Source organism: Proteiniphilum sp. UBA5384 (assembly GCF_002410825.1).
Classification (GTDB): Bacteria; Bacteroidota; Bacteroidia; order Bacteroidales; family Dysgonomonadaceae; genus Proteiniphilum.
Genome location: NZ_DHOS01000042.1, coordinates 1 through 14490 on the forward strand (window position 1 = coordinate 1; position 14490 = coordinate 14490).

10 protein-coding genes and 1 pseudogene are annotated in these 14490 nt (G+C 43.0%); 10 read left to right on the top strand and 1 reads right to left on the bottom strand.

The window, feature by feature from the left end; genetic code table 11:
• Positions 1-424 precede the first annotated feature (424 nt).
• From B4G81_RS08525 to B4G81_RS08560, 8 genes are all read left to right on the top strand, one after another.
• Positions 425-1090 (top strand): carbohydrate-binding family 9-like protein, encoded by a 666-nt coding sequence (locus B4G81_RS08525; protein ID WP_294081567.1) that lies wholly within the window; start codon positions 425-427, stop codon positions 1088-1090.
• A gap of 60 nt (positions 1091-1150) precedes the next feature.
• Positions 1151-2260 carry a phosphotransferase enzyme family protein gene (locus B4G81_RS08530; protein ID WP_294081568.1) on the top strand — a complete coding sequence of 370 codons (1110 nt, stop codon included), beginning with the start codon at positions 1151-1153 and terminating at the stop codon, positions 2258-2260.
• A 9-nt stretch (positions 2261-2269) separates the two neighbouring features.
• On the top strand, positions 2270-2848 hold the full coding sequence (locus tag B4G81_RS08535) for a YceD family protein (protein ID WP_294081569.1): 579 nt from the start codon (positions 2270-2272) through the stop codon (positions 2846-2848).
• 30 nt (positions 2849-2878) lie between these two features.
• Positions 2879-3064, top strand: coding sequence for a 50S ribosomal protein L32 (gene rpmF, locus B4G81_RS08540; protein WP_294081570.1), 186 nt, complete (start codon positions 2879-2881; stop codon positions 3062-3064).
• 89 nt (positions 3065-3153) lie between these two features.
• Positions 3154-4152 (top strand): beta-ketoacyl-ACP synthase III, encoded by a 999-nt coding sequence (locus tag B4G81_RS08545; protein ID WP_294081571.1) that lies wholly within the window; start codon positions 3154-3156, stop codon positions 4150-4152.
• A 68-nt stretch (positions 4153-4220) separates the two neighbouring features.
• On the top strand, positions 4221-5117 hold the full coding sequence (gene era / locus B4G81_RS08550; RefSeq protein ID WP_294081572.1) for a GTPase Era: 897 nt from the start codon (positions 4221-4223) through the stop codon (positions 5115-5117).
• Between the two features lie 58 nt (positions 5118-5175).
• A complete protein-coding gene (gene der / locus B4G81_RS08555) occupies positions 5176-6489 on the top strand; it encodes a ribosome biogenesis GTPase Der (protein WP_294081573.1) in 1314 nt (437 codons plus the stop codon).
• 115 nt (positions 6490-6604) lie between these two features.
• Positions 6605-8728 (top strand): DUF349 domain-containing protein, encoded by a 2124-nt coding sequence (locus B4G81_RS08560; RefSeq protein ID WP_294081574.1) that lies wholly within the window; start codon positions 6605-6607, stop codon positions 8726-8728.
• Between the two features lie 192 nt (positions 8729-8920).
• Here B4G81_RS08560 and B4G81_RS15330 read toward each other — a convergent pair.
• A pseudogene (locus tag B4G81_RS15330) lies at positions 8921-9058 on the bottom strand (cell filamentation protein Fic); the annotation flags it as partial.
• Between the two features lie 314 nt (positions 9059-9372).
• On the opposite strand from B4G81_RS15330, the gene B4G81_RS08565 reads away from it, so the two are divergent.
• Positions 9373-12633, top strand: coding sequence for a SusC/RagA family TonB-linked outer membrane protein (locus B4G81_RS08565; RefSeq protein WP_294081575.1), 3261 nt, complete (start codon positions 9373-9375; stop codon positions 12631-12633).
• An 18-nt stretch (positions 12634-12651) separates the two neighbouring features.
• Positions 12652-14472 carry a RagB/SusD family nutrient uptake outer membrane protein gene (locus tag B4G81_RS08570; RefSeq protein WP_294081576.1) on the top strand — a complete coding sequence of 607 codons (1821 nt, stop codon included), beginning with the start codon at positions 12652-12654 and terminating at the stop codon, positions 14470-14472.
• Positions 14473-14490 lie beyond the last annotated feature (18 nt).

Consider the following 14490-nt stretch of genomic DNA (forward strand, 5'->3'; position numbering starts at 1 on the left):
AGGACTGAAGGATATTATAAACCAACCGTGGAAGAGATTGAATTGAAATAAAAACAGACTTTTGCGCTGCAAAATTAGCAAAGTCAGTCATATTGCATAAAATAGTGCACAACCTTTTTCAGTTAAAATAAATAGAGTTTTAATCACAAAAAATTATTGTAAACTTTTAGATGCATCCATGGCCTTAATCCTTCTGCCGTGTTTTGTTGTGCCACAAGATGGAACGATTACCTTTTCAGCAAAAATAAAAAAACAGAGGATATCGGAAAGGAGCAGAGATTGTCCAGTTGTATATTAAAGATATAAAATCCATTGTGAAGTTTTCATTGAAATAAGAATACCGTTAGACTCGGAAGTAACATGCCGCCAATCTTGTTGGAAGTATGTTACTTTTTTTTGCCCGTTTTCGCCAAAAAGAATATCTTTGGGGAAAATTATAGATATGAGAACACTCCATGTGCCCAAACAGAATATTGCATGCCTTGAAACGATATTCGATAAGATAAAAATGCTTCACGAAACCGGGGCGAAAGCTCCTATCGATCAGGTCAACTGGAGAGCGGATTTTCCTAAGAGCTTGCCTGTAACAGTGCGGGCAGCGCACGACGGAGAAACGCTCTACCTTTACTATACGGTGATCGGGGAAGCCATACGTGCAGCAAATACTGAAGATTTCGGGCCGGTATGGGAGGACAGCTGCGTGGAGTTCTTTATGCAACGGGAAAATGAAACCGGTTACCGCAACTTCGAATGCAATATATTGGGAGTGCTCCTTTCCCGTCGGCATGAGTCAAGAGAAAAGGGTGAACGGCAGACCCATGAGTTGCCAAGTATTTTCAGGTTTGGAACTATTTGTCACAGATATGAAAAAGATCGGCAAATGAGCGACTGGACCATGTATTTGGAAATACCCAAAAATGCCTTGGGCTTTGATATGTATGAATCTCTTTCCGGACAAAGAATGAGGGCTAACTTCTATAAATGTGGTGATAAGACTGTTGAGCCGCACTTCTTAAGCTGGAATCCCATAGACTTGCCTAAACCGAATTTCCATGTTCCCCAATTTTTCGGACTATTGGAATTGGAATAAGAAGAATAGACCTTTCGGATAACATAAAGGATAAAAACTAAAACAAAATCTAAAAATAGAATGGACCAGATAAACAAATTGAAAGAGGTTGTTTCCAAATTTATAGGAAATGATGCTGACCTGGAGATAAAACCGCTTGGTAAAGGACATATCAATGATTCATACAGAGTGGCATCGGGTGAAAAGGAATATGTGTTGCAACGGATCAACCATCACATCTTTAAAAATGTGGCGCAACTGCAGAACAATATTCAAAGAGTGACACAACATATTCGTAAAAAACTGGAAGAACAGGGTGTTGGCGATATTCAGCGTCGCGTGCTTACTTTGATTCCTACACTTGATGGAACTCTTTCCTATCAGGATAATGCGGGGGACTACTGGCGGGTAATGGATTTTATTAAAGATAGTAAAAGTTATGATGTGATTAATCCTGACCTGGCATACCGTGCGGGGATGGCCTTTGGCGATTTCCAGAAGATGCTGGCTGATCTTCCGGGAGAGCCGCTGTTCGAGACTATTCCTGATTTCCACAATATGGAAGCACGTTTAGGGACATTTCGCGAAGCGGTGAAGACCAATAAGGCGGGACGATTGGATGAAGTGGCTGGATTGGTGAAGGCAATTGAAGACCGTGCGGAAGAGATGTGCAAAGCGGAAAAATTACACCGCGAAGGGAAACTACCCAAACGCATCAACCATTGCGATACTAAGGTAAATAATATTTTGTTTGATAATGATGATAAGGTACTCTGTGTGGTGGACCTGGATACCGTAATGCCGGGGTATGTACTCTCGGATTTTGGTGATTTCATTCGTACCGGAGCCAATACCGGCGCGGAAGATGATAAGAACCTTGATAACGTATCTGTCGATCTTGATATTTTTGAAGCGTATGCGAAGGGTTATCTGAAGAATGCAGCCTCTTTCCTTACCGATGTAGAAATAGAGAATCTTGCCTTCGGTGCCAAGCTGCTTACCTATATGCAGATGGTGCGATTCTTTACGGATTATATCGATGGGGATACCTATTATAAGATCGCTTATCCGGAACACAATCTGGTAAGAACCGAAGCGCAATTCAAACTATTGAAAAGCCTCGAAGAGAATTTTGAAAAAATGCAGCAGATCGTAAGAAAAAATTACTATCTTTGCACCGCTTTATTTTGAGGAAAAAACGTGGCAAAATTTAGTTTGTACAATATTTCCCTTAAAAATCTTTCCGAGGGAGTACATACCTATGAGTATGAGCTGGATAGGAAATTCTTCGACGCTATTGACGGTGACGAAGTCAGGAAAGGTAACGTAAAGGTGACGGTTAAAGTGCGGAAAACGTCATCTACTTTCGAATTTAATTTCGATCTGAAAGGAATTGTGCAGATACCCTGTACACGCTGCCTGGATAATATGAACTTAGATGTGGATACTCATAGCCGTCTGATTGTGAAGTTCGGTAAAGAGTATTCCGAAGAGAGCGACGAAATAGTAATTATCCCGGAAGAGGAAGGTGAAATCAATATTGCCTGGTTCCTGTACGAGTTTATTGCCCTGACCATTCCTATTAAGCATGTGCATCCGGCAGGTGAGTGTAACAGGATTGTCTCTTCAAAATTACGAAAACATCGGGCTGTCAGCGCAGACGATGAGGATGATGATGACATAGATGTAACCGATGATGATTTTTCGGATGAAGAAGAATCTCAGGACAATGATCCGCGGTGGGATGCACTCAAGGGATTGAACCTGGAAGAAAACTGAGTATATAAACATTAAAAACAAAATATAAAAATGGCACATCCAAAAAGAAGACAGTCTTCTGCAAGACAAGGAAAAAGAAGATCACACGATCATGCCAAACTGCCTACCATGGCAATTTGCCCTAACTGTGGTGCATGGCATATTTATCACACTGTTTGCGGTGAGTGTGGTTATTATAGAGGTAAACTAGCTATTGAGAAAGACGTAACAGCATAATTGGTCTTTCGTTTACAAAAATAGTAGGACCCTGAAACGTCAAAATAAGTCTTTCAGGGTCTTTTTTCAATTATTATTTTTTTAAGAGGATGGGACAATTAAACGCCTTAATTACGGGAATTACCGCGAAGGTGCCGGATTATATTCTTACCAATGAAGAGTTGTCTACCATTGTGGATACTTCCGATGAGTGGATAATGACCCGGGTAGGGATTAAAGAACGGCGGATCTTAAAAGGTGAACAGCAGGGTATTTCTGTATTGGGCAATATGGCCGTAAAGGAATTGCTGGTCAAAACCGGGACGGCACCTGAAGAGGTCGATGCGGTTATTTTCGCTACGTCAACTCCCGATCATATTTTTCCTTCGGCCGCATCCATCGTGGCCGAGAATAATGGTATCAAAAATGCCTTTTGTTTTGATATGGAAGTTGCCTGTTCAGGTTTTGTATATGGATTGGAAATTTGCAATGGTCTTATCCAGACAGGTAAATATAAAAAGATCATCCTGTTGGCGGGCGATAAGATGTCATCCATCACTAATTATAAAGACCGCACTACCTGTCCCCTTTTCGGTGATGCCGTAGGAGCGGTAATGATTGAGCCTACGGAAGAAAATATCGGTATTATCGACGTTGAACTTCATACCGATGGGGTAGGGTATCAACCTTTGCAAATGAAAGCCGGAGGGAGTAAATTTCCCGCTACAGCCGAAACGGTTGAAAACTCAGAGCATACCGTACACCAGGACGGAAAAGTGGTTTTCAAGCATGCCGTTTCACGTATGGCTGAAGTATCGCTGAATATTATGCGACGAAATAACCTGACGGCTGATGATATTCAATGGCTGGTCCCTCATCAGGCAAACATGCGCATTATTGACGCAACAATAGATCGTACCGGATTACCCCGTGAAAAAGTGATGATTAATATTGAACGTTACGGAAATACCAGTGCGGGTACCATCCCGCTTTGCCTGTGGGAATGGGAGCCTAAGCTCAGAAAAGGGGATAATGTTATCCTGGTAGCTTTTGGTGCCGGTTTCTCCTGGGGGGCGGTTTACCTGAAGTGGGGGTACGATGGGAAATGAAAAGTGAAAAACTAAAGGAGAAAAGTGACAAATGCATTGGGAATGGTTCGTTATAATGGGTTGTAATTATGCCACAGGATAAACAACATCGTTCCGGTTTTGTCAATATCGTAGGGAATCCCAACGTAGGAAAATCTACATTGATGAATCGGTTGGTAGGGGAGAAAATCTCTATCATCACAGCAAAGTCACAGACTACACGCCACCGTATTATCGGTATTGTCAATACGCCCGACTACCAAGTAGTTTATTCCGATACGCCGGGGGTACTCCGTCCCAATTATAAGTTGCAGGAGTCGATGCTGACTTTCTCCCTGTCTGCTTTGGACGATGCCGATGTTTTGCTCTATGTGACCGATGTGGTGGAGAAAATTGACAAAAACGATGACTTCTTGGGTAAGATACAGCGGTTGAATTTGCCAATCTTATTGCTAATCAATAAAATAGACCAGACCAATCAGGAGGAATTGGAAAAAATGGTAACCCAATGGAAGTATCTGGTGCCACGGGCAGAGATATATCCTATTTCTGCACTGAACAATTTTAGTATAGATGTGGTACAGAAGCGTATTCTGGAATTGTTACCCGAATCGCCTCCTTATTTCGAAAAAGATGCACTTACCGACAAACCGGCCCGTTTTTTTGTTACAGAGATTATACGGGAAAAGGCTTTACTGATTTATCAGAAAGAAGTACCTTATTCTATTGAAGTGGTAGTAGAGGAGTTTAAGGAGGAGAGCGACCTGATTCGTATCAGGGCGATTGTGATGGTGGAACGAGATTCCCAGAAAGGAATCGTAATCGGTCATAAAGGGGAGTCGTTGAAAAGACTCGGGACCATGGCACGGAAGGATATTGAACGATTCTTTGAGAAAAAGGCCTTTTTGCAACTTTATGTGAAGGTGGAAAAAGATTGGCGGAATCGAGATAATATGCTCAAAGCTTTTGGATATCGACTGGATTAATGAGATTAATCTCGATAATTTATTCTTCACTTCTTCACTTCTAATTTCAAAAAAAATTATGCAAAATTTAGTAGCGATAGTAGGACGTCCCAATGTAGGGAAATCCACCCTCTTTAATCGGTTGACACAAACCCGGCAAGCCATTGTGACAGAGACGGCCGGAACCACACGTGATCGCCAGTATGGGAAAGTGTTCTGGGGGGGACAGGAATTCTCTTTGGTCGATACCGGAGGTTGGGTAGTGAATTCCGATGACGTGATGGAAGATGAGATTAATAAACAGGTTCGTATAGCCATAGAAGAAGCAGATGTGATCTTGTTTGTGGTGGATGTCATGCACGGATTGACCGATCTCGATGAAGGAGTCGCATTGATATTGCGTAAATCGGGAAAACCGGTGGCAGTAGTGTCCAATAAATCGGATAATTTTGATTTAGCCCATCAGTCCGCAGAGTTTTATTCGCTTGGCTTAGGTGATCCATTCAGCGTTTCTGCCATCAATGGTTCCGGAACGGGTGACCTGCTCGATTATATCCTGACGTTGTTTTCAAAAGACAATAGCGAAGATGAATTGGATGATATTCCCAAATTTGCGGTAGTAGGTCGTCCTAATGCCGGAAAATCTTCTATCATTAATGCCTTGATCGGGGAGGAGAGGAGCATTGTAACCGATATTGCCGGAACTACGCGTGATTCTATCAATATGCGTTATAATAAATTCGGCATGGACTTTTACCTGATCGATACTGCCGGTATCCGTAAAAAAGGAAAAGTGACCGAAGATCTGGAGTATTTTTCCGTGATTCGTTCCATACGGGTTATAGAGAATGCAGATGTATGTATTCTAATGCTCGATGCTACCCGTGGAATTGAAAGTCAGGATCTCAATATTTTTTCACTGATACAAAAGAATCGGAAGGGACTGGTCGTTTTCGTCAATAAATGGGATATTGTGGAGGAAAAAGACAATATTGTAATCAAGACATTTGAAAATGCTATTCGTCAACGTCTGGCGCCTTTTACCGATTTTCCGATTATTTTCGGGTCGGCACTCACAAAACAGCGAATCCTGAAAGTGATGGATACCGCCAAAGAAGTATATCAGAATAAGAAACGCAAAGTACCTACCAGTAAACTGAATGAAGTGATGTTGCCGATCATAGCTAGAACCCCTCCTCCATCGAATAAAGGTAAGTTTGTAAAAGTGAAGTATATCACTCAATTAGCGAATACCCAGGTGCCTTCATTTGTATTCTTCTGTAATCTCCCGCAATGGGTTAAAGAACCCTATAAACGTTTTGTGGAAAATAGAATGAGGGAAAACTGGAATTTCTCTGGTACCCCGATCAATATCTTTTTCAGGGAAAAATGAAAAAAATGGACTAATCGTATGAAATCACAAAAATATTGCGTTAATTTGTATTACTTTTGAAAAGGTAGGCGAATGATAAAAATTGCTATCTTATTGTTAAAAGAATAAAATTGAAATGCAACATCCCGGTTTTCTACTACCGGGTAAAATGAAGGGGCTACTGATGAATACGAAAAACAATCTTGAGAACGAAAAATTATCTGTTAACGAAGAACAAAACAATGAAGACCTCCAGTCTGAATTCTCGGAAAAGGATTCAACGGTAGAGATCCCTCAAGCTGATGAAACACCCTCCACGGAGGAACCGGAGAGACATGATTTGACAGAACCGGAAGAAATTGTTTCCGGTGAAGTAATTGTACAAGAGCAATCCGGAGAGGTCGTGGAGTTAGTTGAAGAAACTCCCGGCACTGAAGAAGAAGAAGAACCATCTATCGACTACGATCTGGAAGATAGTAATGGTGTGGAAGATTCTGAAGAAGATGAGGATGATGCCGATGAAGATTCCCTCTCAGATGATACAACTGTAATCCTGCTCCCGGTTGATGAAATTGTAGGCAAATTACGAGACCTGTTGAACTCAGATAATCCGAAACGTAAGGATATCGATGAATATAAGAATCAGTTCTACCGCTCTTTAAGGGATGAAACCGAATCTCAGAAACAAGAATTTCTTGCCAATGGGGGAGAAGAGATTGATTTTATGGGGAAGGAGTTGGATATTTATACCGAAGGAAAAGACCTTCTTCAAAAAATAAAGGAGAAACGGGCAGATATCCTTGCAAAGGAAGAGGCGGAGAAGGAGAAAAATGTTGCCAGAAAGCTGGCGATTATCGAGCAGATCAAAGTTCTGACTGAATCGCAAGGACAAGAAGATTTCAATAAAGTATACCAGGAGTTCAAAACGCTCCAACAGGAATGGAATGATATTAAACTGCTTCCACAAGAGAAAGTAAACGAGTTATGGAAGTCATACCAGCGGTATGTAGAGAAATTTTATGATCTGGTACGTATCAACAACGAATTCAGGGAATATGATTTCAAGAAAAATCTTGAATTAAAAAATGAATTGTGTGAAGCTGCGGAGAGACTGGACGACGAGTCGGATGTGGTTTCGGCTTTCCACCAACTCCAAAATCTACATCAGGAATGGAGAGACGTGGGACCGGTTTCCAGAAAAGACAGAGAAGAAATCTGGAATCGTTTCAAAGAAGCATCCACCCGCATCAATAAAAAATATCAAGCCCATTTTGAACAGTTGAGGGAAAAGGAAAATGAAAACCTTGAAGTAAAGACTGCGCTATGTGAAAAACTCGAAGCAATCGATTACGACCAGCTTAAATCGGTGAAAGACTGGAATAATAAAGTAAAAGAGGTGCTCGATATACAGTCACAATGGCGACAGATAGGATTTGTGCCCCGCAAATGGAATACAAAAATATATAAACGTTACCGGGCTGCTTGTGATTTCTTTTTCAGGAGCAAAAACGAATTTTACAAATCTCTTCGCGGAGAGATGGAGGAAAACCTGAAAAAGAAAATTGCCCTCTGTGAACGTGCCGAGGCTATGAAAGATAGTCAGGACTGGAAAAATACAACTCGTGAAATGATTGATATCCAGAAAGAATGGAAGGTTATCGGTATTATCCCTCATAAACATGTTGACAGTGTCTGGAAACGGTTTATTTCAGCTTGTGATTATTTCTTTGAACAGAAGAAACTACATACTTCTTCGCAATACGACCAGGAACAGAAAAATCTGAATGAGAAAAAAGTGATCATTGAGCAGATTAAACAGTTAGATACCGCTCTGGAAGCTGAAGAAGCGGTTGTGAAACTTCGCGAACTGATGGATCAATGGTATGAGATCGGCTATGTCCCGTATAAAATGAAGGACCGTCTTTATAAAGAATTTTACGATGCTTCTGAAGGCCAATTCGAGAGATTGAATATTGATAAGGAAGAACGCAGGCTGGAAGCTTATAAGAGTAGTATTTCCGATATTGCCCGATCGGATAATTCAAAAGGACAGCTGTTCAGGGAACGGGAGAAACTGGTAAGACAATATGAACGGATAAAAAGTGAATTACAGACATACGAAAATAATATAGGATTCCTTTCAGTTTCTTCTAAAAAAGGGAATAACCTGCTGGATGATATGAACCAGAAAGTTGAAAGGCTTAAGTCGGAATTACTTTTATTAGAGAAAAAGATCAGGACAATTGAAGACGAATTGTAGCGATATGCTGCAGCGATATATAATAGTTGGCGACCAGGAGGCACTCTCCGGTCGCTTTTTGTTTATGGTTATCCATTATAGGCAATCTATTTTTTTACCATGTTCGGCCACACTTTTCTCTAATCTTTCCATGTGTTGATTGATAGTATAACCTTTTAGCAAATACTCCTTTAAAATAGAAGTAGACCATATTTTTCTATCAGCGGCAGTATATTCCAAAATAGAATGAATTGAACTTTCTTGTAGTTCTCCGCTACTAAATATATTCTTTAAATGTTTAGATATAGCTAGTTGCTTTACTCCAAATAGTTCTGCTATTTGTTGTTGAGTAGGCCCCTTGGATAAATATGTGTGATGCTGTGGTCGAATTTTTTACTTGCCCCCCCGAAAAAAACATATTGTAACTATTTGTTTATCAATATTTTCTGAAATAATGATCATTTTATACTATATTTTGAGACAATTATGACAGGTCAAAGGTGAAAAATGTGATTTCTTTGTTTAGAAATAAAAAATTTTAAAGATAAGACTCTCTTCCATCTTGAATATAACACACTTTTTGGTAACAATGGAATTATGTAAGTACTTATTTATAAATCTTTTTACTTGAAACTTGTAATTTAAAACAAAATGAAAGAATGAAAATGGCAACAAATTTTAAATCTATGAAAGGGATGTTATTCACTTTATTGTGGATATTTTCCTTGGGGCTGTTTGCTCAAAGTATTACGCTGAGGGGCACCGTAAAAGATGTAAATGGAGATCCTTTAATTGGTGTTACGGTTCAGGTTAAAAATACAATAAATGGAACGATAACAGATATTGACGGCAATTTCTCACTGACAAATGTCTCCCCCGATGCTACGATTGAAGTTTCTTATGTTGGCATGAAGACTGAAACGATAAATGTCGATGGACAAAACAATTTAGAAATCGTTTTAGAAGAAGATGCTGAACTATTGGAAGAAGTGGTGGTAGTGGGTTACGGTACGCAGAAGAAAGTCAATCTGACGGGATCTGTGTCTTCGGTGAATTTCGAAGACCAGGCGCTTTCTCGTCCCGTGACCACGGTGGCAAATGCTCTTTCGGGTATGGCGGCCGGTTTGAACGTGATGACTACAGGGGCAAAACCTAACGAAGAGAAGGCAAACATCTCGATTCGCGGTATAGGTACGTTGAATACGTCCAGTCCGTTAATTCTGGTGGATGGTATGGAAATGGAATTAAACCAAATTAATCCGAATGATATTGCCAACATTTCCATTTTAAAAGATGCTGCTTCTTCTGCTATCTATGGAAACCGTGCTGCAAACGGTGTGATCTTGGTGACAACCAAGAAAGGAGCGACAGATGGTAAAACCAATGTGACTTATTCCGGCAAGTTTTCGCTGAACACCCCTGCCAAGCTGATACGGCAGGTATCCAACTATGCCGACTATATGGAACTCTTTAACGAGGCAGCCGAGGGGAGCGGTACCGCTACACTATACAGCCAAAGCAATATCGACGCGTGGCGGGCGGCTGAAAAAGACCCCAACGGCATTTCTGCTTCGGGCTACCCCAACTACGTAGCCTATCCGAACACCGATTGGTATGACGAGCTTTACAATCCCAAATGGATGCAGGAACACACCGTTTCGGTGGCGGGTTCAGAGAAGCGTACCAATTATAATTTCAGCACGACTTACCTGGACAATCCGGGTATTGCTCCTAACTCGGGCATGCAGAAGTATTACATGCGTTCCAATGTGGAATCCAAAATCAACCCCTTCATTACAGCGGGAATGCGTGCATGGGGCTATCATACCGATCAGGAACGTAACAACGTTGACAATCTGACCGGTATTGAAATGAAGAAAGCAAACCCTGGAACCTACCCTTTCTATGACGGTTATTATGGTGCCGTGACATCTACCGAAGAAGATGCTTCGGCCACCAACCCGCTTTACTTTATCGATACCCAGAAAGGTACCAAAAAGCAGACCAAGTTCTATGTGAACCCGTATGTGAAGGTAGACTTCTTGAAGTATTTCAACTTCACCTATAATTTCTATTACGACAACTTCCGCAACGAACACACTTTGTATGATTCGGATTACAAACCGCGTATGAACTTCCTGACCGGAACGGTGACGAACCATGCTCCCACGTCGGCAGAGCTGTCGGAAGCCCAGGTATACGACTGGCGTAACCACGAACAGAGTTGGAAGAGCAATGCTGTGTTGAATTATAGCCAGACATTCAACGACAAGCACGACCTGTCCGCATTAGCCGGTTATGAAGAATACCGCTGGTGGAAGAATGAAGTGGATATCTCCAAGAAGGGTATGGTAAACCCCACGTTGACTGACTTCAACGCCATGACGGAGCCCAGCTATATCCGCGGTTATGGGAGGGAGTTGGCCACGCGTTCCTGGTTTGGCCGCATAAACTATGCCTACGATTCCCGTTATCTCTTCGAAGCCAATTTACGTTACGACGGTTCTTCCCGTTTCGCACCGGAAAACCGGTGGGGGACGTTCCCCTCTTTCTCTGCCGGTTGGCGTATCTCGGAAGAGGAATTTATGAGAGAACTCAATTTCTTCGATAACCTGAAACTGCGTGCTTCTTGGGGTAAGCTTGGTAACAGTGCCATCAGTAATTATTACGCGTACCAATCTCTATATGCTGTCAGGAGCTATGTTTTCGGAAATAGCGTGAGTTCCGGTTTTGGAATGTCTTCATTCTCTAATCCCGATTTGCAGTGGGAAACAACGGCCGTGTCCAACATCGGTTTGGACGCAACCTTGTTGAAGAACCGTTTGGATGTTACCATGGAATTGTACAACAGGGTGACCGACGGTATCCTTTATCAGCCTTCTTTGTCCACTACATTGGCTTACTTTACCTCTCCTTTCCAGAATATCGCTGAGGTGACAAACCGGGGATTCGAACTGTCAGTGGGCTGGCGTGACCATGTGAAGGATTTCTATTACAGTGTCAACACCAACTTCTCTTTCAACAAAAATGAGGTGACGAACTATAAAGGAGCATTGGTACGCGGCTGGACGGATGGAGTCTATTCCACGAATATTGGTGATGTTTCTACAGGTGGTGACCAACGCGTGCTTGAAGGGCACCCCATTAACGAATATTATATGCTCAACCTCTATAAAGGGGACGGCAGTTACTTCAATACCGATGGATCGGTGAATCTGAACGGCGGTCCCAAGGACGGCATGATTCGTACAGAGGAAGATATGTCATGGTTAAAAGCCATGGTGGCTGAAGGCTATGAGTTCTATCCGGCAAAAGGCATCGGAAAAAGTGAAATCTGGTACGGTGATGTTATTTATGCCGACCTTAACGGTGACGGTGTTTATGGTGAAGATAACGACCGCGACTTCCAAGGCTATTCTCCTACACCGAAATATTACTATGGTCTCCAGGCGAGTGCATCATGGAAGGGATTCGACTTCTCCATGAACTGGTCAGGTGCGGCAGGCTTCAAGATCGCCTGGTGGGACCAGAGTTTGAACAGCACCCGTTTGACACGTACCTATGGCATCGGGAAAGATGTGGCGAATGATCACTACTTCTACGATCCCGAAAATCCGTCAGACCCGCGTACCAACATTAATGCCAAGCATACGCGCCTGACAATCGGGGGTACCGCCCAGACCGAAACGTCCAGCCAACTGTGGTTGCATAACGGCAATTATCTGAAATTGAAGAGTCTGACCTTCGGTTACACTTTTCCCGCCAAATGGATGCAAAAATTTCATGTACAGAACTTGCGCGTTTATACTACGGGTGAAAATCTGCTGACCATCACCAAATTTAAGGGGATTGATCCGGAAATGGTGGCAGGAAACGGTTATTTGCCTATTCGGCAATATGCTTTCGGTATTAATGTTACATTCTAAAAAAGAGGAGACGATTCAATGAAAAAAACAATCAAGAAATTATATGGACGGCTGGCTCTGACTGCTTGTTTGGGCTTGTGCTGCGTGGGATGCGTGGATATGAACGTGACACCGTTGGACCAGGCATCTTCAGGTGCCGTGTGGGGAAACGCCACGATGGCGGAACAGACCGTGAACGGCGTTTACAACATGTTGTATTACGGGTATGACGATGCCTGGCTCGGCTGGTGGGACTGCTGGTCATATATGATGGACATTGATGCCAATTGGGTCGGTGGTTTAGGACCCCTATTGGGCAACAATACTTCCAGCAATGATCGTGGAAGTACACGCTGGTGGCAGGTGTACTATGCCGGTATTTTCCGCGCCAATGATGTGATAGAGAATATGCCCAACGTGACGGATATGGACGAGAGCCAGAGGTCACGCCTGATATCGGAAGCCCGCTTCCTGCGCTCCTGGTGGTATTATCGTTTGAATGCCCTCTATGGTAATATACCCTATTATACGATGGCGCTCAGCAGCACTGATGACACCAAGGATGCTCAACAATGCACACAGGAGGAGATGTGGAATAACCTGGTTGCAGACCTCACGCTTTGTATCGAAGACGAGAACCTGCCGGAGAAATACAGCAGCAATGACAGCAACTACGGACACGTAACCAAAGGAGCGGCTTATGCCTTGCGCGGCATTATTTACATGTGGAAAGAAGAGTGGCAGAAAGCCATCAATGACTTTCAGGCAGTGAAAGATTGCGGTTACGCCCTTTACACGGGGAGTGGAGCGGATTCCTACAAGCAACTTTTCAAATTGGAAAATGAACGCTGCGACGAGATGATTTTTTCTATCCAATGTACAGATGCGGACAACGGTAGCAGTTCTCACCAGAAGAACCACTTCTACGGAAGCCGCTGCCTGCCGGATGACGGTTCGGGCGTAGGTCTCGGATGGACGAACTACATCGTCAACCCCCGCTTCGTGGATTCTTATGAGAATGCCGACGGGAGCCCATTCAATTGGGATGATTATATTCCCGGCTACAGCAACATGACTCCTGCGGAACGTGCCGTGTATTTCTATCGCGACGGTCTTACCGATTCGGAATATGCGAACGCCAAGAATAACGGTGCGGACATGAGCAAATATCAGGAGAGCGGCAATGAAGCCAGAATCCTGAAGGCTTATGCCAACCGCGACCCGCGTCTTGCCGCATCTGTTGTAACGCCATACAGCACATATTCGGGTGGTATCAGCGGAACGGCAAGGGACTACACGTATCGTTTCCCCTATCGTACCCTGAATGCTCCTACGTATGATTACGCCACCGACATCACTGCCATGGCCTACTATACCAACCGTAAGTTCGTGGGTGAAGGCATGGAAATTATTGTGAACTATTCGCCGGTTGACCTCCCGCTCATTCGTTACGGACAGATATTGCTGTTGTGGGCCGAAGCCTTGAACGAGGCCGGTCAGATGAGCGATGCCATCGAGAAAGTGAACGAAGTGCGCAGCCGTGCCGGTGCGCAACTTTTGAACTCCAATACATACACCCAGGTGACAGATAAGGATGACTTGAAGGAACGCATCATGAACGAATGCCACTGGGAACTGGTGGCTGAGGATGTAGTGTTTTTCGACGAACTCCGTTGGAAGACATGGAAAGACCTTAAGTTTCCGACAACGGACGATAGTGGAGTTGTGAACGGTATGAGCCAATGGTGGGGCAAGGTGACTTACTCTTATAAATGGGGCGGTGATAACTATTGGATATTGCCCATCCCTGCCAATGCCGTACAAATAGACCATCTTACGCAGAATCCGAAATATAATTAATTTGTCCTGCAATGTCGA